This is a genomic window from Pseudomonas pudica (assembly GCF_015680405.1).
GTDB lineage: Bacteria > Pseudomonadota > Gammaproteobacteria > Pseudomonadales > Pseudomonadaceae > Aquipseudomonas > Aquipseudomonas pudica.
Map to the genome: position 1 here is coordinate 21,178 of NZ_JADLJS010000004.1, position 25,255 is coordinate 46,432.

Annotated in this window: 25 protein-coding genes; 14 read left to right on the forward strand and 11 right to left on the reverse strand. The window is 63.5% G+C overall.

Translation table 11 applies throughout. The annotated features are described in order from the left end of the window. The first annotated feature begins 57 nt into the window (after window positions 1-57). Genes spoT through IRZ77_RS04325 form a run of 3 tightly spaced genes read left to right on the forward strand, consistent with a single transcriptional unit; the run spans window position 58 to window position 3,361 of the window. The gene (gene spoT / locus IRZ77_RS04315; protein ID WP_013974799.1) at window positions 58-2,166 is read left to right on the forward strand and encodes a bifunctional GTP diphosphokinase/guanosine-3',5'-bis pyrophosphate 3'-pyrophosphohydrolase; all 2,109 of its coding nucleotides are present in this window, start codon (window positions 58-60) and stop codon (window positions 2,164-2,166) included. A gap of 23 nt (window positions 2,167-2,189) precedes the next feature. Continuing rightward, window positions 2,190-2,570 carry a RidA family protein gene (locus tag IRZ77_RS04320; RefSeq protein WP_009684531.1) on the forward strand — a complete coding sequence of 127 codons (381 nt, stop codon included), beginning with the start codon at window positions 2,190-2,192 and terminating at the stop codon, window positions 2,568-2,570. 59 nt (window positions 2,571-2,629) lie between these two features. After that, window positions 2,630-3,361 (forward strand): hypothetical protein, encoded by a 732-nt coding sequence (locus tag IRZ77_RS04325; RefSeq protein WP_085601104.1) that lies wholly within the window; start codon window positions 2,630-2,632, stop codon window positions 3,359-3,361. 130 nt (window positions 3,362-3,491) lie between these two features. Here IRZ77_RS04325 and IRZ77_RS04330 read toward each other — a convergent pair whose 3' ends face one another. After that, window positions 3,492-4,349, reverse strand: coding sequence for an SDR family oxidoreductase (locus tag IRZ77_RS04330; RefSeq protein ID WP_085601103.1), 858 nt, complete (start codon window positions 4,347-4,349; stop codon window positions 3,492-3,494). 190 nt (window positions 4,350-4,539) lie between these two features. Between IRZ77_RS04330 and exbB the strand changes: the two genes are divergently transcribed. The 6 genes from exbB to IRZ77_RS04360 all read left to right on the forward strand — a co-directional run bounded on the left by exbB (window position 4,540) and on the right by IRZ77_RS04360 (window position 11,244). Then, window positions 4,540-5,499, forward strand: a complete 960-nt coding sequence (exbB, locus tag IRZ77_RS04335) for a tonB-system energizer ExbB (RefSeq protein ID WP_085601102.1) — start codon at window positions 4,540-4,542, stop codon at window positions 5,497-5,499. A 3-nt stretch (window positions 5,500-5,502) separates the two neighbouring features. Continuing rightward, complete coding sequence (gene exbD / locus IRZ77_RS04340; RefSeq protein WP_013974803.1) at window positions 5,503-5,931, forward strand: TonB system transport protein ExbD; 429 nt, start codon at window positions 5,503-5,505, stop codon at window positions 5,929-5,931. Further along, window positions 5,928-6,659 carry an energy transducer TonB gene (locus IRZ77_RS04345; protein ID WP_046613703.1) on the forward strand — a complete coding sequence of 244 codons (732 nt, stop codon included), beginning with the start codon at window positions 5,928-5,930 and terminating at the stop codon, window positions 6,657-6,659. Before exbD ends, IRZ77_RS04345 begins: the two co-directional genes overlap by 4 nt. Window positions 6,660-6,753: 94 nt before the next feature. After that, window positions 6,754-7,680 carry a hydrogen peroxide-inducible genes activator gene (locus IRZ77_RS04350; RefSeq protein ID WP_196173009.1) on the forward strand — a complete coding sequence of 309 codons (927 nt, stop codon included), beginning with the start codon at window positions 6,754-6,756 and terminating at the stop codon, window positions 7,678-7,680. A gap of 3 nt (window positions 7,681-7,683) precedes the next feature. After that, complete coding sequence (recG, locus tag IRZ77_RS04355) at window positions 7,684-9,762, forward strand: ATP-dependent DNA helicase RecG (RefSeq protein ID WP_153670616.1); 2,079 nt, start codon at window positions 7,684-7,686, stop codon at window positions 9,760-9,762. A 78-nt stretch (window positions 9,763-9,840) separates the two neighbouring features. Beyond that, the gene (locus IRZ77_RS04360; protein WP_046613705.1) at window positions 9,841-11,244 is read left to right on the forward strand and encodes an aminoacyl-tRNA deacylase and HDOD domain-containing protein; all 1,404 of its coding nucleotides are present in this window, start codon (window positions 9,841-9,843) and stop codon (window positions 11,242-11,244) included. Between the two features lie 134 nt (window positions 11,245-11,378). Here IRZ77_RS04360 and IRZ77_RS04365 read toward each other — a convergent pair whose 3' ends face one another. The 4 genes from IRZ77_RS04365 to IRZ77_RS04380 all read right to left on the reverse strand — a co-directional run bounded on the left by IRZ77_RS04365 (window position 11,379) and on the right by IRZ77_RS04380 (window position 13,720). Next, on the reverse strand, window positions 11,379-11,753 hold the full coding sequence (locus IRZ77_RS04365; RefSeq protein ID WP_025341122.1) for an SCP2 sterol-binding domain-containing protein: 375 nt from the start codon (window positions 11,751-11,753) through the stop codon (window positions 11,379-11,381). Window positions 11,754-11,901: 148 nt separating this feature from the next. Beyond that, window positions 11,902-12,201 carry an HU family DNA-binding protein gene (locus tag IRZ77_RS04370; protein ID WP_013974808.1) on the reverse strand — a complete coding sequence of 100 codons (300 nt, stop codon included), beginning with the start codon at window positions 12,199-12,201 and terminating at the stop codon, window positions 11,902-11,904. A 186-nt stretch (window positions 12,202-12,387) separates the two neighbouring features. After that, window positions 12,388-13,536 (reverse strand): NAD(P)/FAD-dependent oxidoreductase, encoded by a 1,149-nt coding sequence (locus IRZ77_RS04375; RefSeq protein ID WP_135002283.1) that lies wholly within the window; start codon window positions 13,534-13,536, stop codon window positions 12,388-12,390. 16 nt (window positions 13,537-13,552) lie between these two features. Beyond that, on the reverse strand, window positions 13,553-13,720 hold the full coding sequence (locus IRZ77_RS04380) for a rubredoxin (RefSeq protein WP_003253349.1): 168 nt from the start codon (window positions 13,718-13,720) through the stop codon (window positions 13,553-13,555). Window positions 13,721-13,967: 247 nt separating this feature from the next. Here IRZ77_RS04380 and IRZ77_RS04385 point away from each other — a divergent pair, with 247 nt between their 5' ends. Both IRZ77_RS04385 and ubiA read left to right on the forward strand, forming a co-directional pair. After that, window positions 13,968-14,525 carry a chorismate--pyruvate lyase family protein gene (locus IRZ77_RS04385; RefSeq protein ID WP_085601097.1) on the forward strand — a complete coding sequence of 186 codons (558 nt, stop codon included), beginning with the start codon at window positions 13,968-13,970 and terminating at the stop codon, window positions 14,523-14,525. Next, window positions 14,525-15,415, forward strand: a complete 891-nt coding sequence (gene ubiA / locus IRZ77_RS04390) for a 4-hydroxybenzoate octaprenyltransferase (RefSeq protein WP_015272345.1) — start codon at window positions 14,525-14,527, stop codon at window positions 15,413-15,415. Before IRZ77_RS04385 ends, ubiA begins: the two co-directional genes overlap by 1 nt. A gap of 119 nt (window positions 15,416-15,534) precedes the next feature. Here the strand turns inward: ubiA and IRZ77_RS04395 are convergent, their stop codons facing one another. Further along, complete coding sequence (locus IRZ77_RS04395) at window positions 15,535-15,906, reverse strand: COG4315 family predicted lipoprotein (RefSeq protein WP_085601096.1); 372 nt, start codon at window positions 15,904-15,906, stop codon at window positions 15,535-15,537. A gap of 173 nt (window positions 15,907-16,079) precedes the next feature. Here IRZ77_RS04395 and phoB point away from each other — a divergent pair, with 173 nt between their 5' ends. The 3 genes from phoB (at window position 16,080) to IRZ77_RS04410 (ending at window position 19,639) form a co-directional block, all read left to right on the forward strand. After that, window positions 16,080-16,769, forward strand: a complete 690-nt coding sequence (gene phoB, locus IRZ77_RS04400; RefSeq protein ID WP_003253341.1) for a phosphate regulon transcriptional regulator PhoB — start codon at window positions 16,080-16,082, stop codon at window positions 16,767-16,769. Between the two features lie 48 nt (window positions 16,770-16,817). Continuing rightward, window positions 16,818-18,125 carry a phosphate regulon sensor histidine kinase PhoR gene (gene phoR / locus IRZ77_RS04405; protein WP_046613709.1) on the forward strand — a complete coding sequence of 436 codons (1,308 nt, stop codon included), beginning with the start codon at window positions 16,818-16,820 and terminating at the stop codon, window positions 18,123-18,125. Between the two features lie 173 nt (window positions 18,126-18,298). Further along, window positions 18,299-19,639 carry a hemolysin family protein gene (locus IRZ77_RS04410; protein ID WP_013974815.1) on the forward strand — a complete coding sequence of 447 codons (1,341 nt, stop codon included), beginning with the start codon at window positions 18,299-18,301 and terminating at the stop codon, window positions 19,637-19,639. A gap of 100 nt (window positions 19,640-19,739) precedes the next feature. On the opposite strand, the gene IRZ77_RS04415 is transcribed toward IRZ77_RS04410, so the two are convergent. The 5 genes from IRZ77_RS04415 to pstA all read right to left on the reverse strand — a co-directional run bounded on the left by IRZ77_RS04415 (window position 19,740) and on the right by pstA (window position 25,206). Beyond that, entirely contained in the window at window positions 19,740-20,636 is an 897-nt protein-coding gene (locus IRZ77_RS04415) for a M23 family metallopeptidase (RefSeq protein WP_046613710.1), read from the reverse strand. Window positions 20,637-20,788: 152 nt separating this feature from the next. Further along, window positions 20,789-21,685, reverse strand: coding sequence for a response regulator (locus IRZ77_RS04420; protein WP_046613711.1), 897 nt, complete (start codon window positions 21,683-21,685; stop codon window positions 20,789-20,791). A 164-nt stretch (window positions 21,686-21,849) separates the two neighbouring features. Beyond that, complete coding sequence (gene phoU, locus IRZ77_RS04425; protein WP_013974818.1) at window positions 21,850-22,620, reverse strand: phosphate signaling complex protein PhoU; 771 nt, start codon at window positions 22,618-22,620, stop codon at window positions 21,850-21,852. Between the two features lie 63 nt (window positions 22,621-22,683). Then, entirely contained in the window at window positions 22,684-23,517 is an 834-nt protein-coding gene (gene pstB / locus IRZ77_RS04430; protein ID WP_046613712.1) for a phosphate ABC transporter ATP-binding protein PstB, read from the reverse strand. A 72-nt stretch (window positions 23,518-23,589) separates the two neighbouring features. Beyond that, complete coding sequence (gene pstA / locus IRZ77_RS04435; protein WP_153670637.1) at window positions 23,590-25,206, reverse strand: phosphate ABC transporter permease PstA; 1,617 nt, start codon at window positions 25,204-25,206, stop codon at window positions 23,590-23,592. Window positions 25,207-25,255 lie beyond the last annotated feature (49 nt).

Below are 25,255 nucleotides of genomic sequence, written 5' to 3' on the forward strand. Positions count from 1 at the left end.
GATGCCAGGTCGACGTCGCACGGCGCAAGGCCCTCTTCCTCGGCAGGAGGTGAACCCATGCCGGGTATAGAAGCCTTGGCCGAACGGCTGTCGACCTACCTTGGCCCCGAACAGGTCAACCTGGTCCGGCGCGCCTATTTCTACGCCGAACAGGCCCACGATGGGCAGCGCCGTCGCAGTGGCGAACCCTACGTGACCCACCCGCTGGCCGTGGCCAGCATCCTCGCTGACATGCACATGGACCATCAGAGCCTGATGGCAGCCATGCTGCACGACGTGATCGAAGACACCGGCATCGCCAAGGAAGCCCTCAGCCAGCAGTTTGGCGAGACCGTGGCCGAACTGGTCGATGGGGTCAGCAAGCTGACCCAGATGAACTTCGAGACCAAGGCCGAGGCGCAGGCCGAAAACTTCCAGAAAATGGCCATGGCCATGGCCCGCGATATCCGCGTGATCCTGGTCAAGCTGGCCGACCGCCTGCACAACATGCGCACCCTGGAAGTGCTGTCCGGCGAAAAACGCCGGCGCATCGCCAAGGAAACCCTCGAGATCTACGCCCCCATTGCCAACCGCCTGGGCATGCACACCGTGCGCGTGGAGTTCGAGGACCTCGGCTTCAAGGCCATGCACCCGATGCGTTCGTCGCTGATCCACCGCGCGGTGAAAAGCGCTCGCGGCAACCGCAAGGAGATCGTCGCCAAGATCGAGCATTCGCTGGCCAACTGCCTGGCCGCCGACGGTATCGAGGGCGAGGTCAGCGGCCGGCAAAAACACCTCTATGGCATCTACAAGAAGATGCGCGGCAAGCGCCGCGCCTTCAACGAAATCATGGACGTGTACGCGTTCCGCATCGTCGTCGACAAGGTCGACACCTGTTACCGCGTTCTCGGCGCGGTGCACAACCTGTACAAGCCGCTGCCCGGTCGCTTCAAGGATTACATCGCGATCCCCAAGGCCAACGGCTACCAGTCGTTGCACACCACACTGTTCGGCATGCACGGCGTGCCCATCGAAATCCAGATCCGCACCCGCGAGATGGAAGAGATGGCCAACAACGGCATCGCCGCGCACTGGCTGTACAAATCCAACGACGACGAGCAGCCCAAGGGCAGCCACGCCCGTGCCCGCCAGTGGGTCAAGGGCATCCTCGAACTACAGCAACGTGCCGGCAACTCGCTGGAATTCATCGAAAGCGTGAAGATCGACCTGTTCCCGGACGAGGTCTACGTGTTCACGCCCAAAGGCCGCATCATGGAGTTGCCCAAAGGCTCCACGGCGGTCGACTTCGCCTACGCGGTGCACACCGACGTCGGCAACAGCTGCATCGCCTGCCGCATCAACCGCCGCCTGGCGCCGCTGTCCGAACCGCTGCAAAGCGGCTCGACGGTGGAAATCGTCAGCGCCCCGGGCGCGCGGCCGAACCCGGCCTGGCTCAACTTCGTGGTTACCGGCAAGGCGCGCACGCACATCCGCCACGCGCTCAAGCAACAGCGCCGCTCCGAGTCCATCAGCCTGGGCGAACGCCTGCTAAACAAGGTGCTCACCGGCTTCGACAGCAGCCTGGAGATGATCCCCCAGGAGCGTATACAGGCGATTCTCGCCGAGTACCGCCTGGAGCTTATCGAAGACCTGCTCGAAGACATCGGCCTGGGCAACCGCATGGCCTACGTGGTAGCGCGCCGCCTGCTGTCGGCCGAAGGCGAGCAGCTCCCGGCACCGGAAGGCCCGCTGGCGATCCGTGGCACCGAAGGCTTGGTGCTGAGCTACGCCAAGTGCTGCACGCCGATCCCGGGCGACCCGATCGTCGGCCACCTGTCGGCAGGCAAGGGTATGGTCGTGCACCTGGAAAACTGCCGCAACATCAGTGAAATCCGCCACAACCCGGAGAAGTGCGTACAGCTCTCCTGGGCCAAGGACATCACCGGTGAATTCAATGTCGAGTTGCGCGTCGAACTGGAACACCAGCGCGGCCTGATTGCCCTGCTGGCCAGCAGTGTCAACGCCGCCGACGGCAACATCGAGAAGATCAGCATGGACGAACGCGACGGCCGTATCAGCGTGGTCCAACTGGTGGTCAGCGTGCACGACCGCGTGCACCTGGCGCGTGTGATCAAGAAGCTGCGTACCCTGACCGGTGTGGTCCGCATCACCCGCATGCGTACGTAGTCCGCCAACCGCAAGGAGTCATCATGAGCAAGACCGTCATCAACAGCGACAAGGCCCCTGCCGCCATCGGCACCTACTCGCAGGCGATCAAGGCCGGCAACACCGTGTACATGTCGGGCCAGATCCCGCTGGACCCGAAGACCATGGAACTGGTCGAAGGCTTCGAAGCCCAGACCGTACAGGTGTTCGAGAACCTCAAGGCCGTGGCTGAAGCCGCTGGCGGTTCGTTCAAGGACATCGTCAAGCTGAACATCTTCCTCACCGACCTGAGCCACTTCGCCAAGGTCAACGAGGTGATGGGCCGCTACTTCGAGCAGCCTTACCCGGCCCGCGCCGCCATCGGCGTTGCCGCGCTGCCGAAAGGTGCCCAGGTCGAAATGGACGCCATCCTGGTCATCGAGTGATGCCTCCGGTGACGGGTGCCCTGCCCGTCACCTTCCCTTCTCTGCAAGGTTACCCCGTCATGCGTCAAGCACTGCCCATCGTGCTGGCAGCCCTGCTTCTGGGCGGCTGCGCCAGCCACAAACCTGAAGACCTGAACGGCACCTGGATCAACCAGAAAGCCATCGATGAGGTGGTCGAAAGCGGCCGCGTTACTCAAACCCTGAACAAACACGGCATTGAACTCGAATGGAAACTGGACGTTGCAAACCAGAAAGCGAGCTTCAGTAACGGCTTCGAAGGCGTGGATGGTCAGCTGATCCTCAATGAGGACCAGTGGCAGGTTAGTACCGAAGGTGAAGAACCTGCCCGATTGACGCTGCGTGGCGACGAATTGAAAGTGGCAAACCGCACCTTTGGTGAACAGACTTTCGTGCGCGTCAAATCTCCACCTGCAGCAAATGCACCACTAGGCGGTAGCTTCGAGAAAGCACTGTACCAGGCCTACCTGGGCGGCAACTGGAAGATCGTCGAAGGGCAGGGAAAAGGTGCCAGCGTGCGCTTCGGCGACACCGGCAATGTCACCGGCCTGCCAGGGCCAGATCGTTTCGCCCTGTGCCTGGCGGGCGACTGCGCGACCATGGGTGGCAGCAATGACAGCCTGTGGCTGGAGCGGAACCAACGTGGCGCGCCGTTCATCCTCAAGCGCGATGGCGACAAGCTGGAGATCTTCCAGGCGGTGAACAGCGCGCAACCGGATGAAATGCCAGTGTTGGCAGCCGGTAAACGCCAGTGGCTGCTGGAACAGGACTGAAACCTGCTGAGATCGTGGTCGAACACACTGGTCTCTTCGCGGGTAAACCCGCTCCCACAGGTACACCGCCAGGCTTGAAACCAACGGTGCACCTGTGGGAGCAGGTTTGCCCGCGAAGAGCACAGTAGACTCAGCACCCGCCTTTCAGGATCGCCGCATAGCCTTCCTTGTAACTCGGATACATCGGCGCCCAACCCAACGCCCGCGCTCGGGCATTGCTGCAGCGCTTGCTGCCGGTACGCCGCACTCGCTGCTCATCCGACCACTCGGTTACACCCATGTACGCCCGCAGCCAGGCCACCACATCGGCCAGCGGCGCCGGGTCGTCGTCGACACCGATGTAACAGTCCTCAAGCACCTTGCCGTCGGCATCTGCCTGCAACAGAAACGCCAACAGGCTTGCAGCATCCTCGGCATGGATGCGGTTGCCATACAGCGGTGGCTCCTCGGCCACGCGGTAGCCCTGGCGCACCTGACTGAGCAGCCACTCGCGTCCGGGACCATAGATGCCGGTCAGGCGCACCACGCTGGCCGGGATGCCGCTGGCCAGTGCCAACCGCTCTGCCTTCAGCATCAATCGCCCGGAATATCCTTCAGGCTCGGTGGCCGCGCCTTCCTCGATCCACTCGCCTTCCTTCTGTGCATACACGCTGCTGCTGGACACGAACAGCAGGCGCCGTGGGCGTTGGCCGCGCTCGGCCAGCCAGTCCAGCACATGGCGCAAACCGTCGACATAGGCTGCCTGGTAACCCGCCTCGTCGTGCTGGCTGGCCGCCACGCAGTACACCAGGTAGTCCGGCGCGCGCTGCGGCCAGGCGTCAGGAATCGATGGTTCGGACAAGTCCGCCGCCACCGGCACGACTCCCGCAGGCAACTGCCCGACCGAGCGACGCAGGCCGCTCACCTGCCAGCCGCGCGCAAGCATCTGCCGGGCAAGGCGCCCGCCTACATCACCACATCCCACCACCATCACGGAATGGTCTGACATCTCTAAACTCCCTAGACCAATTGATCAGGCCGACCACGCTACACGATGGATGGCTAGACCATAGGCGAAAAAAGCAACAAGATTACTTTTGTTAACAAGAATTACTTGCAATAATGGCCGCCAAATTGTTCTCGGCCTACCTCGAGGCCTTGGAGAACGCTCACTTCATTCTTCATCAGGTCCGGCCAGCATGACACGTACTCAACCTTCCGCTTCGCCAACCCCGTCGCGCGCCTGGCGCGCCATCGCCGCGCTAACGCTCAGCCTGGTGCTGGCCCCGGTGGCCATGGCCGATGAGCCAACCGCCAATGCTGCCACGCCTGCTGCCGCTACTGCACCAGCTGCACCGGCCGTTGCCCCAGCCGCAGCACCGGCTGCCGACGCAGTTGCTGCCCCGGCCGCAGCAGACCCGAGCGTCGAAGCCCTGGTTGAAGACACCTCGCTGGGCATGGCCCACGACCTGTCCCCATGGGGCATGTACAAGAACGCCGACGTGGTGGTGAAGGCGGTGATGATCGGCCTGGCCATCGCCTCCATCATCACCTGGACCATCTGGATTGCCAAAGGCTTCGAGCTGATGGGCGCCAAGCGTCGCCTGCGTGGTGAAATTGCCCTGCTGAAGAAATCCGCCAGCCTCAAGGAAGCCAGCGACGTTTCCAACAAGGAAGGCACCCTGGCTCACACCCTGGTCCACGACGCGCTCGAAGAGATGCGCCTGTCGGCCAATGCCCGCGAAAAAGAAGGCATCAAGGAGCGCGTCAGCTTCCGCCTGGAGCGCCTGGTACACGCTAGCGGCCGCACCATGAGCAGCGGCACCGGCGTACTCGCCACCATCGGCTCCACTGCACCATTCGTCGGCCTGTTCGGTACCGTATGGGGCATCATGAACAGCTTCATCGGCATCGCCAAGACCCAGACCACCAACCTGGCCGTGGTTGCCCCAGGTATCGCCGAGGCCCTGCTGGCCACCGCCCTGGGCCTGGTCGCCGCAATCCCGGCCGTGGTCATCTACAACGTCTTCGCCCGCTCTATCGCCGGCTACAAGGCCCAGGTGTCTGACGCCTCCGCCCAGGTACTGCTGCTGGTCAGCCGTGACCTGGACCACCAAGGCAGCGAGCGTGTTGCCCCGCACATGGTGAAAGTGGGGTAAGCCATGGGCCTGCATCTCAACGAAGGTGGCGACGACCTCGCCGAAAACCACGAAATCAACGTTACGCCGTTCATCGACGTGATGCTGGTGCTGCTGATCATCTTCATGGTCGCAGCCCCGTTGGCCACGGTCGACATCAAGGTCGACCTGCCGGCCTCGACTGCCAAGCCGGCGCCGAGGCCCGAGAAACCGGTGTTCGTCAGCGTCAAGGCCGACCAGAAGCTGTACGTCGGCGACGATCAGGTCCCTGCCCCCGACCAGCTTGGCCCGATGCTCGATGCCAAGACCAAGGGCGACAAGGAAACAACCATCTTCTTCCAGGCTGACAAAGGCGTGGATTACGGTGACCTGATGGAAGTGATGAACAACATGCGCGCGGCCGGCTACCTGAAGGTCGGTCTGGTAGGTCTCGAGACGGCAGCCAAGAAATGACAAGAACGCGCTCTAACATGGCGCGCTACGGTGGCAGCCTGGCGATCGTGCTGGGCGTGCACGTGATCGCCGTGCTGCTGACGCTCAACTGGTCGGTGCCCCAAGCCATCGAACTGCCACCGGCAGCCATGATGGTCGAGCTGGCGCCGTTGCCGGAGCCTGCGCCACCACCGCCCCCTAAAGCGGCGCCGCAGCCACCGGCACCGGTCGAGGAACCGCCGCTGCCGAAGCTGGCCGAGGCACCAAAGCCCAAGATCGCCATTCCCAAGCCGCCCAAGCCGAAGGCCAAGCCACAGCCGCCCAAGCCCGAGAAAAAGCCTGAGCCGCCGAAGGAAGCACCGCCGACCGAACAAACGGTAGACGCACCGCCCAGCAACACGCCGCCGCAGAAGTCCGCGGCACCGGCGCCGAGCATTGCGTCCAACAGCAACGCCCTGCCGACCTGGCAGAGCGACCTGCTGCGTCACCTGGCCAAGTACAAGCGTTACCCGGAAGACGCGCGCCGTCGCGGCCTGCAGGGCATCAACCGCCTGCGCTTCGTGGTCGACGCCGAAGGCAAGGTGGTGTCGTACTCCATGGCCGGTGGGTCGGGGAGTGCCGCCCTGGACCGGGCGACCCTGGAAATGATCCGTCGGGCCGGCACGGTACCCAAGCCGCCACCCGAGTTGCTGAACAATGGCACGATCGAAGTCGTGGCACCGTTCGTCTACTCGCTGGACCGCCGCTGAGACTTTTGTTTCTGTCACAAATCGGCAAGTCTGATAACGTGCGTCTATCGATTGCAGCCGCTATGCTGGGCTCGCAACTTCATGGACGCACGTTATGACCCTCACAGAATTACGCTACATCGTCACACTCGCCCAGGAACAGCACTTCGGCCATGCCGCCGAACGCTGTCACGTGAGCCAGCCGACCCTGTCGGTCGGTGTGAAGAAGCTCGAGGATGAGCTTGGCGTGCTGATCTTCGAGCGCAGCAAGAGCGCGGTCCGCCTGACCCCGGTCGGCGAAAGCATCGTCGCCCAGGCGCAAAAGGTACTGGAGCAGGCCCAAGGCATTCGCGAGCTGGCTCAGGCCGGCAAGAACCAGCTGACTGCCCCGCTCAAGGTCGGTGCCATCTACACCGTAGGCCCGTACCTGTTCCCGCACCTGATCCCGCAGCTGCACCGCGTGGCGCCGCAAATGCCGCTGTACATCGAAGAGAACTTCACCCACGTACTGCGCGAAAAACTGCGCAACGGCGAACTGGACGCGGTGATCATAGCCCTGCCGTTCAACGAAGCCGACGTGCTCACCTTGCCGCTTTACGATGAACCGTTCTGCGCCCTGATGCCGGCCGACCACCCGTGGACCGCGAAAAAGACCATCGACACCGCCATGCTCAACGACAAGAGCCTGTTGCTGCTCGGTGAAGGCCACTGCTTCCGCGACCAGGTACTGGAAGCCTGCCCTACGCTGAACAAGGGCGGTGAAGGCTCCAAGCACACCACGGTGGAGTCCAGCTCGCTGGAAACCATCCGCCACATGGTGGCCTCGGGCCTGGGCGTGTCGATTTTGCCGCTGTCGGCGGTGCACAGCCACCACTATGCCCCCGGCGTCATCGAGGTCCGCCCACTGACTGCACCGGCACCATTCCGCACCGTGGCCATCGCCTGGCGCGCCAGCTTCCCGCGGCCGAAGGCCATCGAGATCCTCGCCGACTCGATCCGCCTGTGCTCGGTCGCCAAAGTCCCTGCGGAACAACCGGCCTGAGTCATGAGTGAGCTGTCGAAGGTCCCGGTCACGGTACTCAAGGGGGTAGGCGAGGCCATGGCGGAGAAACTCGCCAAGGTCGGCCTGGAGAACCTGCAGGACGTGCTGTTCCACCTGCCCCTGCGCTACCAGGACCGCACCCGCGTGGTGCCGATAGGCCAACTGCGCCCTGGCCAGGACGCGGTGATCGAGGGCGTGGTCAGCGGCGCCGACGTAACCATGGGCAAGCGCCGTAGCCTGGTGGTGCGCCTGGGTGACGGCAGCGGCGTGCTGAGCCTGCGCTTCTACCACTTCAGCAACGCGCAGAAGGAAGGCCTCAAGCGCGGTACCCACCTGCGCTGCTACGGCGAAGCCCGCCCCGGCGCTTCGGGCCTGGAAATCTACCACCCGGAATACCGTGCGCTGAACGGCGACGAGCCGCCGCCACCGGTCGAGCAGACCCTGACGCCGATCTACCCGTCCACCGAAGGCCTTACCCAGCAACGCCTGCGCCTGCTGTGCCAGCAGAGCCTGGGTCTGCTCGGCCCGCGCAGCCTGCCGGACTGGCTGCCCGAAGAGCTGGCCCGGGACTACCAGCTGGCGCCGCTGGACGATGCCATACGCTACCTGCACAACCCGCCGGCCGACGCCGACCTCGACGAACTTGCCGAAGGCCAGCACTGGGCCCAGCACCGCCTGGCCTTCGAAGAACTGCTGACCCACCAGCTGTCGCAGCAACGCCTGCGCGAAAGCCTGCGCAGCCTGCGCGCGCCGGTGCTGCCCAAGGCCCAGCGCCTGCAGGCGCAGTACCTGGCCAATCTGGGCTTCCAGCCGACCGGCGCGCAGCAGCGGGTGGCCAACGAAATTGCCTACGACCTCAGCCAGCACGAGCCGATGATGCGCCTGGTGCAGGGCGACGTGGGTGCCGGCAAGACCGTGGTCGCCGCCCTGGCTGCGCTGCAGGCGCTGGAAGCCGGCTACCAGGTGGCCTTGATGGCACCCACCGAGATCCTCGCCGAACAGCACTACATCACCTTCAAGCGCTGGCTCGAACCGTTGGGCATCGAAGTGGCCTGGCTGGCCGGCAAGCTCAAGGGCAAGGCCCGGGCAGGCGCCTTGGAGCAGATCGCCAACGGTGCGCCAATGGTAGTCGGCACCCACGCGCTGTTTCAGGAGGAGGTGAAGTTCAAGCACCTGGCTCTGGCGATCATCGATGAACAGCACCGTTTTGGCGTGCAGCAACGCCTGGCCCTGCGCAAGAAGGGCGTGGCCGGGGAATTATGCCCGCACCAGCTGATCATGACCGCCACGCCAATTCCTCGAACCCTGGCCATGAGCGCCTACGCCGACCTGGACACCTCGGTGCTCGACGAGCTGCCACCCGGGCGTACCCCGGTGAACACCGTGCTGGTGGCCGACAGCCGTCGCTTCGAAGTGGTCGAGCGGGTACGCGCCGCCTGCGCCGAAGGGCGCCAGGCCTATTGGGTGTGCACCCTGATCGAAGAATCCGAAGAGCTGACCTGCCAAGCCGCCGAAAGCACCTACGAGGAGCTGGGCAGTGCCCTGGGTGAGCTGCGGGTGGGGTTGATCCACGGGCGCATGAAACCGGCGGAAAAGGCCGAGATCATGGCCGAATTCAAGGCTGGCAACCTGCAGTTGCTGGTCGCCACCACGGTCATCGAGGTGGGCGTGGATGTGCCCAACGCCAGTCTGATGATCATCGAGAACCCCGAGCGCCTGGGCCTGGCCCAGTTGCACCAGCTGCGCGGCCGCGTTGGCCGTGGCAGCGCCGTCAGCCATTGCGTGCTGCTGTACCATCCGCCACTGTCGCAGATTGGCCGCGAGCGGCTAGGGATCATGCGGGAAACCAACGACGGCTTCATCATCGCCGAGAAAGACCTGGAACTGCGTGGCCCGGGCGAGATGCTCGGCACCCGCCAGACCGGCCTGTTGCAGTTCAAGGTCGCCGACCTGATGCGCGACGCCGACCTGCTGCCGGCCGTGCGCGATGCCGCCCAGGCCCTGATGGCTCGCTGGCCGGAGCACGTCAGCCCACTGCTCGATCGCTGGCTGCGCCATGGCCAGCAATATGGCCAAGTGTGACGCTAGTCCCATAATGGATCCAGTTCTGCGCCCAGGCTGGTTATACTTCGCGTTTAAAAGAATCAGTGGATACGGACCATGACTGAAGTTGCCCTGGACACCGCAACCCCACACGCTCCCTCGGTCATCCGGCTGCTGCTCGACAAACTCGGCGTGGCCTACCGCGAGGTGGTCGAACATCCGCAGCTGCCGGCATCGTCGCGGGTACAGGCCGTGCTGCTCGACGACGAGGTCGGCGCCCTGATGGTGCTGTTCCCGCAGAGCCAGCTGCTGGACCTCAACCGCCTGGCCGAACTGACCGGGCGCAAGCTCACCGCGGTTTCGGTGCCACGCCTGAAGCAGATGCTGGACAAACACCAGCTCAAGGCCCTGCCAGGCATCCCGGCGCTGACCAGCTCGCCGTGCCAGTACGAAAAGAGCCTGCTCGACGCTGAAACCGTGTTTATCCAGTCTGGCGAAGCCGGTCTGCTGCTGGAAATCGAGCGCGCGCACTTCAAGCGCATGCTGGCCAAGGCCAGCGCCAGCAGCTTTGGCCAGGAATTGGAGGCCATCAGCCCCAACCTCGACCGCCCCGATGATGACACCCGTGAAATCACCAACGCCGTCCAGGCCTTCACTGCACGGCGCATCCAGAAGCGCCTGGAAGAAACAATCGAAATCCCACCGCTGGCCGATACCGCGCAAAAGATCATCAAGCTGCGGGTAGACCCCAACGCCAGCATCGACGATATCACCGGCGTGGTCGAAACCGACCCGGCGCTGGCAGCACAGGTGGTGAGCTGGGCGGCATCGCCCTACTACGCCTCACCTGGCAAGATCCGCTCGGTGGAAGATGCCATCGTGCGTGTGCTGGGCTTCGACCTGGTGATCAATCTGGCCCTGGGTCTGGCGCTTGGCAAGACCCTGAGCCTGCCGAAAGACCACCCGCAACAGGCCACGCCGTACTGGCAGCAGTCGATCTACACCGCCGCGATCATCGAAGGCCTGACCCGCGCCATGCCACGGGCCGAGCGCCCCGAGGCCGGCCTGACCTACCTGGCCGGGCTGCTGCACAACTTTGGCTACCTGCTGTTGGCGCATGTTTTCCCGCCGCACTTCTCGCTGATCTGCCGCCACCTGGAGGTCAACCCGCACCTGTGTCACACCTACGTGGAGCAACACCTGCTGGGCATCAGCCGCGAGCAGATCGGTGCCTGGCTGATGAAGCTGTGGGACATGCCGGAAGAACTATCCACCGCGCTGCGCTTCCAGCACGACCCGGCCTATGAAGGCGAGTTTTCAGCGTTCCCCAACCTGGTGTGCCTGGCTACCCGCCTGCTGCGCTCGCGGGGGATTGGCTCGGGGCCGCAGCAAGAGATTCCAGACGAATTGCTGGAGCGGCTGGGGATTACCCGGGACAAGGCCGAGGATGTAGTGAACAAGGTGCTCGAGGCAGAGAGCCTGCTGCGTGAGCTGGCTTCGCAGTTCCACGCACCGCACTGATATCAAAAGGGGCCGCTTTGCGGCCCAATCGCCGGCAAGCCGGCTCCCACAGGTTCGACACTGGCCTGAGGGCAGTGCTATCTCTGTGGAAACTGGCTTGCCGGCGATTGGGCTGCAAAGCAGCCCCTACAATTTCAGCCCTTCTTCTTCGGCTTCAGGTACTTCATCAACCCCTGGAACCACATCACCAGCGCCGGGTTGCCCTTGATCTGGATGTGCTTGTCCTGAATCCCCTGCATGAACGCCAACTGCTTGTTACCTGCCTGCATGGTGGCGAAGCCATAGGCGGCATCCTTGAAGGCAATGGCGAACGCCGGCTGCGGGTGCGCGCCGCCCTTGCTGCTGACGCGTTCGTTGTTGACGATGAAGTGCCGGGCGACCTTGCCGTCCAGGGTCTGCATCTGGAACACCAGGTCCTTGCCCTTGAGCTGCTGCTGGAACGCCGGGTTGTTTCGGCTGGCCCTGGCCATCAACAGCCCCATGGCCCAGAGAAGAAAGCGGAACTTCATCAACGCGCCTCGAATTAAAAGTGACTAAGGCGCGCAGTCTATCCTTTTCCGGAACTATTTATGCAAGTTCGAAACATTTTGCCTGCAGAAAGCACAACGGGCGCCCTGGGGCGCCCGCTTGGCTGACACTGGGGTTGTCAGGGAGCGATCACTTGCCTTTCTTGGCCGGCTTGACGGGGGCGTTGACGCTGTCGCGCAGGTTCTTGCCTGGCTTGAAGGCCACGGTATTACTGGCCTTGATCTTGACCGGTTCACCGGTTTGCGGGTTCTTGCCGGTACGCGCACCGCGATGACGTTTTTCGAAAGTGCCGAAACCGACCAGGGTCACGGTGTCCTTGTCCAGGGCACCCGTGATGCTGTCGAGAATCGCGTTCAAAACCTGATTGGCCTTTTCCTTGGTCAGATCGGCCTTTTCGGCGATGACGGCGGCGAGTTCTGGTTTGCGCATAGTGAAGCCTCTTTGACGGAATTCTTGTTGTTATGCCGTGCTGCCCTGGGAGCAGCGCTCAAGGCACCGCAGGCTCTAATCTGCGGCAGACGGAAGTGAGGATGGCACGTGCACAGGGGCCGCGCCAGTATCTGGGCGGCCATTGTGCAAGCAACAACAGGATAAATCCGACAGAACACCAGCTATTTACGCCATCACGGCCGGCAGCTGGCGATTCAGGGCCAGCTTTTCCATCACGGCCGCCCCGGTGAGGGCGTAGCCCAGCAGCTTGCCCTCTGCATCAATGCAGAGCACTTTGAGGTCACTGCCCTGCCCCTCTACCTGCCAGGTGCCTTCATGAACCTGGGGCGGCGGCGAGACCACCAGCGGGCAGGCCGGGGTTTTCACGGTGATCGGCATCGGCCCGTAGGCGACCGTTGTCGGCTTGCCGGCCAGGGTTTGCGCCAGGGCTCGGGCACAGCTCATCAGCGGCATCACATAGAGCAGGTTGATGCCATCGACTTCGGCACAGTCGCCAAGGGCAAAGATGTTGGCGTGGGACGTGCGCAACTGGCGGTCGACGCAAACGCCGCGGTTGGTCTGCAGGCCGGCAGCGGCGGCCAGGTCGGTGCGCGGGCGCAGGCCGATGGCCGAAACCACCAGGTCGCAGGCGATCACGCTGCCGTCGGACAGGTGCGCCTCCAGGCCCAGGGGCACCTGCTGCAGGCGGGTCAGTACCGGGCCAAGGTGAAAGCGCACGCCCAGACCTTCCAGCCCGGCCTGCACGGCAGTGGCAGCGGCCGGGTGCAGCAGGGTCGGCATGACTTGCTCGCACGGCGCCACCACATCGACCTCGAAGCCGCCCAGGCTCATGTCGTTGGCGAATTCGCAGCCGATCAGGCCGGCACCGAGGATCAACACACGCTGTTTGCCGACGGCGGCGGCACGGAAGCGCGCGTAGTCTTCCAGGTCGTTGATCGGGAACACCCGATCGCCGCCATCACCTTCGATCGGCACCTGCACCGTCTGCGCGCCCCAGGCCAGCACCAGATCGCGGTATTCCACCGCCTCTTCACCTATCCACAAACGCTTGTGGCCCGGGTCGATGCCGCTGATGCGGGTATGGGTGCGAATCTCGGCATTCAGTTGCTCGGCCATGGCACCCGGCTCGGCCATGCACAGGCCGTCGGCGTCCTTCTGCTTGGCAAAGCCGGTGGACAGCATGGGCTTGGAATAGGACCGACCGTCATCGGCGGTGATCAGCAGCAGCGGCGTCTGCGCATCGAGCTTGCGAAACTCACGGGCCAGGTTGTAGCCCGCAAGGCCGGTACCGATGATTACCACAGGGGACGTCATGTCGTGCTTTCCTCGATTAGCCGATGGAGATCATTTCAAAGTCGCTCTTGCCGACGCCGCAGTCGGGGCACAGCCAGTCTTCCGGCACGTCTTCCCAGCGGGTGCCGGGGGCGATGCCGTCGTCGGGCCAGCCTTCGGCTTCGTCGTAGATCAGGCCGCAGACTATACATTGCCACTTTTTCATGGGGGGTGGTTTCCTCGGTTCAGGCTGGGGCTTTGTGTTGCTGCTGATGGCCCTTTCGCGGCTGAAGCCGCTCCCACAGGAACCGCACAGCATCAGAGGTTGTGCGGTCCCTGTGGGAGCGGCTTTAGCCGCGAAGAAGCCGGCGCGCAATGCGTGGGGCTTTGTAGCGGCCCTGTCGGCAGTATGCAAGCAGTTGGGGCAATCATGCTAAGCTCGCCGCCTCTCTGGTTGTAACAAGCAGACCGACGTGTCGTACGAATCCCCGCAAGCAGCCGCTGTCGCGTGGCTGCCGTATTCACAGCTGGCCACCGACATCGACCAGCCCACCCTTGACTGGCTGTTCGACGAAGGCTCGCTGACCCGCCGCCTGACCCGCCTGTCCGACGACCACTTCTCCGTCACCCCGCTGTTCGAAGGCTGGCAACCGCTGCGCGATGACGAATGCCAGGCACTGGGCATCGCCGCCGGTGCCGAAGGCTGGGTGCGCGAGGTGTACCTGCGCGGCCATGGCCAACCCTGGGTATTCGCCCGCAGCGTCGCCAGCCGCAGCGCCCTGGAGCGCGGCGGGCTGGACCTCGAAACCCTCGGCAGCCGCTCGCTGGGCGAGTTGCTGTTCTGCGACCAGGCGTTCATCCGCCACCCCATCGAGGTGTGCAGTTATCCACAGGCCTGGCTGCCCGACGAAGCCGCCCACGCATCGCTGTGGGGCCGCCGTTCGCGCTTCGAACGTGGCGGCCTGGACCTGCTGGTGGCGGAGGTGTTTCTGCCAGCATTGTGGCAAGCGGCCAAGGAGGAAAACCGCTGATGTACCTGCAACTGCTCAAGTCGCTCAACCGCCTGCACCCACGGGCTTGGGACTTCGTCCAGCTCAGCCGCATGGACCGGCCGATTGGAATCTACCTGCTGCTGTGGCCGACCTTGTCGGCGGTGTGGATTGCCGGCAACGGTTCACCAACCCTGGCCAACGTGCTGATCTTCGGCCTCGGTGTGGTGCTGATGCGCGCCGCAGGTTGCTGCATCAATGACTTTGCCGACCGCAAGGTGGACGGCCACGTCAAACGCACCGCCGACCGCCCCCTGGCCAGTGGCCGGGTCCGCCCGCGCGAAGCACTGGCGCTGTTCGCCATCCTGGTCGGAGTGAGCTTCCTGCTGGTGCTGTGTACCAACAGCCGCACGGTTTGGCTGTCGTTCGGTGCGGTGGCACTGGCGTTCTGCTACCCGTTCATGAAGCGCTACACCTATTACCCCCAGGTGGTGCTGGGGGCGGCGTATTCCTGGGGCATTCCCATGGCCTTCACCGCAGCGGGTGGCGAGCTGCCGGCCAGCGCCTGGCTGCTGTATATCGCCAACCTGCTGTGGACGGTGGGCTACGACACCTACTACGCCATGGTTGACCGTGATGACGACCTGAAGATAGGCGTGAAGTCGACCGCTATCCTGTTCGGCGACGCCGACCGCACCATCATCCTGACCTTGCAGCTGCTGTCGCTGGGGTGCCTGTTGCTGGCCGGCAGCCGCTTCGAGCTGGGTGGCTGGTTCCATCTGGGGCTGCTGGGCGCGGCGGCGTGCTTTGCCTGGGAATACTGGTCGACGCGCAAGCTGGACCGGGAGTCGTGCTTCAAGGCGTTTCTGCACAACCACTGGGCGGGGATGCTGGTGTTCATTGGTGTGGTGCTGGATTACGCATTGCGTTAAGGCTGATTGCCCTATCGCCGACAAGCCAGCTTCCACACGTACAGCGCTGCCTTTACAGCCTGCACATAACCTGTGGGAGCTGGCTTGCCGGCGATGGGCCGCAAAGCGGCCCCGGGACCTCAAGGCTTGGCAACGTGCCAGACATCCTTCACACCATCGCCGGTCTTGTCCCCGGCCTTCTTGTCCTTGATGAAGGTGTAAAGCGGCTTGCCGTCATAGGCCCACTGCTTGCTGCCATCATCGCGCATCACCACTGTCCACTTATCCTTGGCCGGTTCGTCATTGGCCTTGACCATCAGCGGCGGCCAATTGGTGGCGCATTCGCCATTGCACATCGACTTGCCGCCCGCATCCTTGTCGAAGGTGTACAGGGTCATGCCGGCATGATCGACCAACATGCCGCCCTTCTCCATCGCATGGTCGGCCAAGGCCACCCCCGGGAGCGCCAGCGCAGTGAAAAGGGCCATCCAGCTCAGCGTTTGTCGTGTCATTGGATTCACCATTGTTTCGGGGGGTTTTAAGTTCTGATTGCCACAACTACGGCCCTTTCAAGCCTAGTTCAGTCATGGAATGTCGCCAGAACGGCCAACACCCTGTCACACAGCTGCAATAATTCCGTTATCTAATGCGGGCCAAGACACCGTATCCAGGAGAGGTTTTGAGCATGGTTGGCAGGAACATTCTGATCGTCGACGACGAAGCACCGATTCGCGAGATGATCGCCGTTGCCCTGGAAATGGCCGGCTATGACTGCCTGGAAGCGGAAAACTCCCAACAGGCCCACGCGATCATCGTCGACCGCAAACCGGACCTGATCCTGCTCGACTGGATGCTGCCGGGCACCTCTGGCATCGAGTTGGCCCGCCGCCTCAAGCGCGACGAGTTGACCGGCGACATCCCGATCATCATGCTCACCGCCAAGGGTGAAGAGGACAACAAGATCCAAGGGCTGGAAGTGGGGGCCGACGACTACATCACCAAGCCGTTCTCGCCGCGTGAACTGGTCGCCCGTTTGAAAGCCGTTCTGCGCCGCACCGGCCCAAGCGATAGCGAGGCACCGATCGAAGTCGGCGGCCTGCTGCTCGACCCGATCAGCCACCGCGTGACCATCGACGGCAAGCCAGCCGAAATGGGCCCTACCGAATACCGCCTGCTGCAGTTCTTCATGACCCACCAGGAGCGCGCCTACACCCGTGGCCAGCTGCTGGACCAGGTGTGGGGCGGTAACGTCTATGTCGAAGAGCGCACCGTCGACGTACACATCCGCCGCCTGCGCAAGGCGCTGGGTGAAGCCTATGAAAATCTGGTACAAACCGTCCGGGGCACCGGCTACCGCTTCTCGACCAAGAGCTGATCGAGCTGAAAAGCGCCAAGCTGCACGTCGTTGTACAAGGACCGTCAATTGAACCAGAACTGGCACGCGACCCTGATTCGCCACCTGCTGCTGCTGATAACCGTCTGCCTGATCGGCGGGCTGGTCAGCGGCTACTATGGCTGGAGCCTGGCCATCGGCCTGGCGCTCTACCTGGGCTGGACCCTCAAGCAACTGCTGCGCCTGCATGACTGGCTGCGCAACCACCAACCCGACGAAGCACCGCCCGATGGCTACGGCCTGTGGGGCGAGGTGTTCGACAGCATCTACCACCTGCAACGCCGCGACCAGCGCGTGCGCGGCCGCCTGCAGGCGGTGATCGACCGGGTGCAGGAGTCTACCGCCGCGCTGCGTGACGCGGTGATCATGCTGGACAGCGACGGCAACCTGGAATGGTGGAACCGCGCCGCCGAAACCCTCTTGGGCTTCAAGACCCCACAGGACGGCGGCCAGCAGGTGACCAACCTGGTGCGCCACCCGCGCTTCAAGGAATATTTCGAGGCAGGGAACTACCTTGAGCCGCTGGAAATCCCCTCGCCGATCAACGACCGCATGCGCGTACAGCTGCACATCACCCGCTATGGCAACAACGAGCACCTGATGCTGGTGCGCGATGTTACCCGCATCCACCAGCTGGAGCAGATGCGCAAGGACTTCGTCGCCAACGTATCCCACGAGCTGCGCACACCACTGACGGTGATCACCGGGTATCTGGAAACCTTGCTGGACAACGTCGAAGACGTGAACCCGCGCTGGAGCCGAGCCCTGCAGCAGATGAGCCAGCAAGGTTCGCGCATGCAGACGCTGCTAAACGACCTGCTGCTGCTGGCCAAGCTGGAGGCCACCGACTACCCGTCGGACAACCAGCCAGTGGCGGTCGATGCCTTGCTCGCCGCGATCAAGAACGACGCCCAGGCGCTGTCCGGGCCCCGCAACCAGCGCATTACCCTGGAAGCCGCACCCGGCGTACAGCTGAAAGGCAGCGAGTCGGAGCTGCGCAGTGCTTTTTCCAACCTGGTGTTCAACGCGGTCAAGTACACCCAGGACGAAGGCAGCATCCGTATTCGCTGGTGGGCCGATGCTCAGGGCGCGCACCTGTCGGTGCAGGACTCGGGGGTGGGCATCGATGCCAAGCACCTGCCACGCCTGACCGAGCGCTTCTACCGGGTCGACTCCAGCCGTGCCTCGAATACCGGTGGCACCGGGCTGGGGCTGGCGATCGTCAAACATGTGCTGATGCGCCACCGCGGCAAGCTGGAGATCAGCAGCGTGCCGGGGCATGGCAGTACCTTTACCTGTCACTTCGCGCCGGCACAATTGGCTAACGGCAAGGCTTGAGATCGGGGCTGCTGCGCAGCCCTTCGCGGGCACGCCCTCTCCCACAAGGACCGCAATAAGTCCGCCACCCTTTGCTTTTACGGCCCCAGCCGCTACATTGGACCCCCTGTGCCAGCAAGAGCTGGCACTTTTTTTCTCTCTATCTCGAAGACGGACCCCGTAAAAACTCCATCATGGACCCTTCCCCTGGTATCAGCCTCACCTCGTTATTCGCCGATTTCGGCATGATCATCTTTGCCTTGCTTCTTGTGCTGCTCAACGGCTTCTTTGTTGCCGCCGAGTTCGCCATGGTCAAGCTGCGCGCCACCCGCGTCGAGTCCATCGCCGAGCTGCATGGCTGGCGTGGCAGCATCCTGCGCAAGGTACACAACCAGCTCGACGCCTACCTGTCGGCCTGCCAGCTGGGCATCACCCTCGCCTCGCTGGGCCTGGGCTGGGTCGGTGAACCGGCGTTCGCCCACCTGCTCGAGCCGCTGCTGGCCTACCTGGGCGTGGACACGCCCGAGCTGATCAAGGCCATCTCGTTCTTCGTCGCCTTCTTCGTCATCTCGTACCTGCATATCGTGGTCGGCGAGCTGGCGCCCAAGTCCTGGGCCATCCGCAAGCCCGAACTGCTGTCGCTGTGGACCGCCGTGCCGCTGTACCTGTTCTACTGGGTGATGTACCCGGCCATCTACCTGCTCAATGCCAGCGCCAACACCATCCTGCGCATTGCCGGCCAGGGCGAGCCCGGCCCACACCACGAGCACCACTACAGCCGTGAAGAGCTCAAGCTGATCCTGCACTCCAGCCGTGGCCAGGACCCGAGCGACCAAGGCATGCGCGTGCTGGCCTCGGCCGTGGAAATGGGCGAGTTGGAAGTAGTCGACTGGGCCAACTCGCGCGAGGACATGGTCAGCATCGATGCCCATGCGCCGTTGAAGCAGATCCTGGCCCTGGTGCGCCGTCACAAATTCAGCCGCTACCCGGTGTACGACGCCGAGCGTGAGGAGTTCACCGGCCTGCTGCACATCAAGGACCTGCTGCTGGAGCTGGCCGAACTCGAGCACCTGCCCGAAACCATCGACCTCGACGACCTGGCTCGGCCACTGGAGCGCGTGTCACGGCACATGCCGCTGGCGCAGTTGCTGGAGCAGTTCCGCAAGGGCGGTGCGCACTTCGTACTGGTGGAGGAAGCCGATGGCAAGGTGATTGGCTACCTGACCATGGAAGACGTGCTGGAAGTGCTGGTAGGCGACATCCAGGACGAACACCGCAAGACCGAGCGCGGCATCCTTGCCTACCAGCCGGGCAAGCTGCTGGTGCGCGGCGACACGCCGCTGTTCAAGGTCGAACGTCTGCTGGGCGTCGACCTTGACCACATCGAGGCAGAAACCCTGGCCGGGCTGGTCTACGAGACGCTCAAGCGCGTGCCTGAAGAAGAGGAAGTGCTGGAGGTCGAAGGGCTGCGCATCATCATCAAGAAGATGAAAGGGCCGAAGATCGTGTTGGCCAAGGTGCTCAAGCTGGATTGAGGGTCATTCGCGGGCTCGCCCGCTCCCACAGGATCGCCAAAGGCCGGGCCTTTCAGATTACCTGTGGGAGCGGGCGAGCCCGCGAAGAAGCCGGCACGGATCAAGGGTTACCCGCAGTGAAGTCAGGCAACCCGCTAATCGGCCTGTCGAACCGATAAGGTATCGACTCCAGCGCCAACCCCACATTGCGCTGCACCACGAAATGCAGGTGCGGCCCGGTGCTGTTGCCGGTATTGCCCGACTTGGCCAGCATCTGCCCCTGCCGCACCCGTTGCCCCTCCGCCACCACCACCGAACCGCGCATCAGGTGCAGGTATACGCCCATGGTGCCGTCCGGGTGCAGGATCCTGACGAAATTGCCCGACGGGTTGGGGCCGCGCCCGCTCTGGCTGTTCTCCGTCTTCACCACCACCCCTTCCCGCGCCGCAACGATTGTGGTGCCCTCGGGCATGGCGATATCCATGGCATAACGCCCTTTGGGCCCAAAATGGCTGATCCGGCCATTGGGGCCCTGGGTCACGCGGAACGGCCCGCCGATCCAGGGGAATGCATAGCGGAAGCCTTGGGGCCGCTTGCCCGGGTCGCCCATGGCCTGCAGCAGGGTCGAGCGGTAGTTCAGCAGCATCCCGGGCCGCCCCCTGAGCACGCTTAGCATTTGCGTGGTGCGCGGCGGCAGTACCCGGCGCACGGTACGCGGGGCATTGCCACCTTGAGCGTTCACCAGGTTGTCCAGGCGCAGTTCCACCTCCACCGGCACATGCATCTGGTTGCGGGCCGAAAAGCTCACGCCGCCGTTGAAGGTTATCGCGTTCAGCAGCACCTGGCCTTCGGGCACCTCGACCATGGGCACGCGCCGCACAAAGGTTTTGGCACCGGGGCCGGGCCGATCGGAATAGGAGGTCACACGGCCGTCATCGGTGATCTCGTAGATGGTCATGCCCAGGCTCGACGCCGAGGCCATGAGCAATGCACAGAACAGCAGCAGGCGGGCGGGCATGATAGTGGCTTTTTGACAGTTATGATTTGTCGAAGCCTAGCAGGGGGTTTTGTGGCGGGTATGACAGTTGGTCGGATGGCCCTGGGTTGCGCAGCGTTTTTGTAGGAGCAGCCTTGTGCTGCTCCTACAAAAAGTGCGGTGTGAGGCTGCGGTCAGGCGCCGGGGGTGAAATGCTTCTGCGCCGTCCCGCGGGCAATCAGCCGCGACAGGTAGTCGAGCTTCTGGGCATCCTGGTCGACGAACTTGAAGGTCAGTTGCAACCAGTCACTGTCGGGTTTGGGTTCCAGTGCCGCTACGGCATGCAGGTAGCCGTTCAGCCGCGCGACTTCGGCGTTGTCGCCCTGCTCCAGGTCCAGCACCGCGCCTTCCAGCACCTGGGGCAGCGCTTCGCCACGGCGCACCACCAGCAAGGCCTCTTTCAAGCTCAGCGCCTTGATCACGCACGGCTGCATGCCGCCGGCCAGCCGCAACTGGCCCTGGCCACGGCCGGTCGGCGCTGGAGCGGCGGGCCGGGGGGCACTGGCCACTGGCCTGGCGGGTGCAGGCGCCGGCGCTGGAGCCGTGACTTTCACCGCTTCAGGCTTGCCGGCTGTCAGCGCATTCAGCGAGTCATTGGCGAACGCCGAGTTGACCCGTGCCGGACCGCTGGCCATCAGGCTGTCGAGCTTACCGATCTTGGTCAGGGCCTTTTTCACCTTGGTCAGCAATTGCTCGTTGGTGAACGGCTTGCCGACAAAATCGGAAACGCCCGCCTGAATCGCCTGGATGACGTTTTCCTTGTCGCCTCGGCTGGTCACCATGATGAACTGCAGGCTCTTCAACTCCGGCTGCTGGCGGCACCAGGTGAGCAGCTCCAGACCGGACATTTCCGGCATTTCCCAGTCGCACAGGACCAGGTCGAACGCTTCCTTGCCCAGCATGGCCATGGCCTTGCGACCGTTGACGGCGTCGTCGATGGTCATGCCCGGGAAGGCATTGCGCAGGCATTTGCGGACCAGGTCACGGATAAACGGGGCGTCATCCACGACCAGCACATTCACTTTACTCATCGATACTCCTTCTGAATCCCGACTAGCCTACCGCCGAATAATGGCCACTTGCTACAACCTGGTCACGCCGGGACTTCTTCACATCGTTCGCGGGTGCCTGCCGGCTCCTCGACCGCAAACGAAAACGCCCGGCCAAGGCCGGGCGTCGATGCTCGGGAGCAACCTTACTTATCGTCAGGTTCGGCCGGAACATTAGCGTTTTCGCCGTCGGAAACAGCAGTGCCCTGCACTTCTGCCGTCATGCGCTTGAGGCCCATGTGACGCACGTCTGTGCCGCGCACCAGGTAGATCACCAGCTCGGAGATGTTGCGCGCATGGTCGCCGATACGCTCCAGTGAACGCAGCACCCAGATCACGCTCAGTACCCGCGAGATCGAGCGCGGGTCTTCCATCATGTAGGTCACCAGCTCACGCAGGGCGGTCTTGTATTCACGGTCGATGGTCTTGTCGTACTGGGCCACCGACAGCGCCAGGTCGGCGTCGAAGCGGGCAAAGGCGTCCAACGCGTCGCGGACCATGTTGCGCACCTGATCGCCGATGTGACGCACCTCGACATAGCCGCGCGGCGACTCGCCTTCCTCGCACAGCTGGATGGCGCGACGGGCGATCTTGGTCGACTCGTCACCGATGCGCTCCAGGTCGATCACCGACTTGGAGATGCTGATGATCAGGCGCAGGTCGGAGGCCGCCGGCTGACGACGGGCGAGGATGCGCAGGCACTCCTCGTCGATGTTGCGCTCCATCTGGTTGATCTGCTCGTCGACTTCGCGCACTTGCTGGGCCAGGCCCGAGTCGGCTTCGATCAGCGCAGTGACTGCGTCGTTGACCTGCTTTTCGACCAGGCCGCCCATGGCCAGCAGGTGGCTACGCACCTCTTCGAGCTCGGCGTTGAACTGCTGGGAAATGTGATGCGTAAGGCTTTCTTTGTTGATCATCGTTCGCTCCGCGAAGAAGCTGCAAGCTTCAAGTAGTTCGTGTCGTGCCCTGGCTGGCCAGGCTTAGCCGTAGCGACCGGTGATGTAGTCTTCGGTCTGTTTCTTCGCCGGGTTGGTGAACAGGGTGTCGGTATCCCCGAATTCGACCAGTTTGCCCATGTACATGAATGCGGTGTAGTCCGAAACACGGGCCGCCTGCTGCATGTTGTGGGTCACGATGACGATGGTGTACTTGGATTTCAGTTCGTAGATCAGTTCCTCGACTTTCAGGGTCGAGATCGGGTCCAGTGCCGAGCACGGCTCGTCGAGCAGCAGCACTTCCGGCTCCACGGCGATGGTGCGGGCAATGACCAGACGCTGCTGCTGGCCACCGGACAGGCCCAGTGCCGAGTCGTGCAGGCGGTCCTTGACCTCGTCCCACAGGGCCGCGCCCTTCAGCGCCCACTCGACCGCTTCGTCCAGCACGCGCTTCTTGTTGATGCCTTGGATGCGCAGGCCGTATACCACGTTTTCGTAAATGGTCTTGGGGAACGGGTTGGGCTTCTGGAACACCATGCCCACACGGCGGCGCAGCTCGGCCACATCCTCGCCCTTGCGGTAGATATTGTTGCCGTACAGGTTGATGGCGCCCTCCACGCGGCAGCCGTCAACCAGGTCGTTCATGCGGTTGAAGGTGCGCAGCAGGGTCGACTTGCCGCAGCCGGACGGTCCGATGAAGGCGGTCACACGCTGCTTGGGGATGTTCATCTGCACATCGAACAGCGCTTGTTTGTCGCCGTAGAACAGGCTCAGGCCCGGCACTTCGATGGCTACGGTTTCTTCGGCCAGGCGCAGGCTCTGCTTGTCGCGGCCCAGGGCAGACATGTCGATGCCGTGGGCATGGGATTCTTGCTGCATGGTCAACTCCATACGCTAACAATTCGTTTCAAAGGGCCACCCGGCTCACGGGCGGCACGCTTGCAATCAGGATCAACTGTCGAGAGCCTTGTACTTCTCGCGCAAGTGGTTGCGGATCCACACGGCCGAGAGATTGAGGGCCGCGATCACCAGCACCAGCAGCAACGCGGTGGCGTATACCAACGGCCGCGCGGCTTCGACGTTGGGGCTCTGGAAGCCGACGTCATAGATGTGGAAGCCCAGGTGCATGATCTTCTGGTCCAGGTGCAGGTACGGGTAGTTCCCGTCCACCGGCAGCGACGGGGCCAGCTTCACCACACCTACCAGCATCAGCGGTGCCACTTCACCGGCAGCGCGGGCCACGGCGAGGATCATGCCGGTCATCATCGCCGGGCTGGCCATCGGCAGAACGATCTTCCACAGGGTTTCGGCTTTGGTCGCGCCCAGGGCCAGCGAGCCTTCGCGCACGGTACGCGGGATACGCGCCAGGCCTTCCTCGGTTGCCACGATCACCACCGGCACGGCCAGCAGCGCCAGGGTCAGCGATGCCCACAGCAGGCCAGGAGTACCCAGGGTTGGAGCCGGCAGCGCTTCAGGGAAGAACAGGCGGTCGATCGAGCCACCCAGCACATAGACGAAGAAGCCCAGGCCGAACACGCCGTAGACGATCGCCGGTACACCGGCCAGGTTGTTCACCGCGATGCGGATCAGGCGGGTCACCGGGCCCTGTCTGGCGTATTCGCGCAGGTACACGGCAGCCAGTACACCGAACGGGGTGACGATAACAGCCATGATCAGGGTCATCATCACGGTACCGAAGATGGCCGGGAAGATACCGCCCTCGGTGTTGGCTTCACGCGGATCGTCGCTTAGGAACTCCCAGACCTTGGTGAAGTAGGTACCCAGCTTGGTGAACCCCGACATGGCGTTCGGCTGGATGGCGTGCACCACCTTGCTGAGGTTGATTTCCACTTCACGGCCGTTGCCATCGCGGGCCACCAGGCTGTCGCGGGCGAAGGCCTGGTGCAGGCCGGTCAGGCGGTCTTCAATGGCCTTGTAGCGGCTGTTCAGCTCGGCGCGTTCGGCGTCCATGTCAGCCTGAGCGGCGGCGTCCAGCTTGCCGTCCAGTTCCAGCTTGCGCGCCTGCAGGCGCAGGCGCTCGAGGCCATGATTGATGGCACCGATGTCTTTCTTTTCGAGGCTTTGCAGCTCACTGTTGAGCTGGTTGGCACGCTTGAGGCGGGCCTGCAGTTCGGTCCAGGCGGCAGCACCTTCGGCGACCACGCGGCCTTCTTCCTTGACGCTGACCAGGTAGCCGTAGAAGTTGCCCCACTCGCGGCGCTCCAGGGCGATCAGGTCGGTCGGGTGCTTTTCGTCGACCAGCCAGTCGCCGACCACCCAGGTGAAGTCGCTGCCGTTGAGGTCGCGGTTGCCCACCTTGATCAGCTCACGGGTCATGAACTCCGGGCCTTGATCAGGCACTGGCAGGCCGGCGCCCTTCAGGCGGGCACGAGGTACTTCTTCCTTTTGCACCACTTCGCCAATGACGACGTGGTCGGCCTGGCCCGGCACCTTGTAGGTGGCCTGGACAAGATCGGCCGGCCAGAAGTGGCCCAGGCCGCGCACGGCAATTACCGCCAGCAGGCCAACGGTCATGATCACTGCCATGGCCACCGCGCCGCCGCTCATCCAGACGCCTGGGGCGCCGCTCTTGAACCAGCCTTTGAGGGAATCCTTT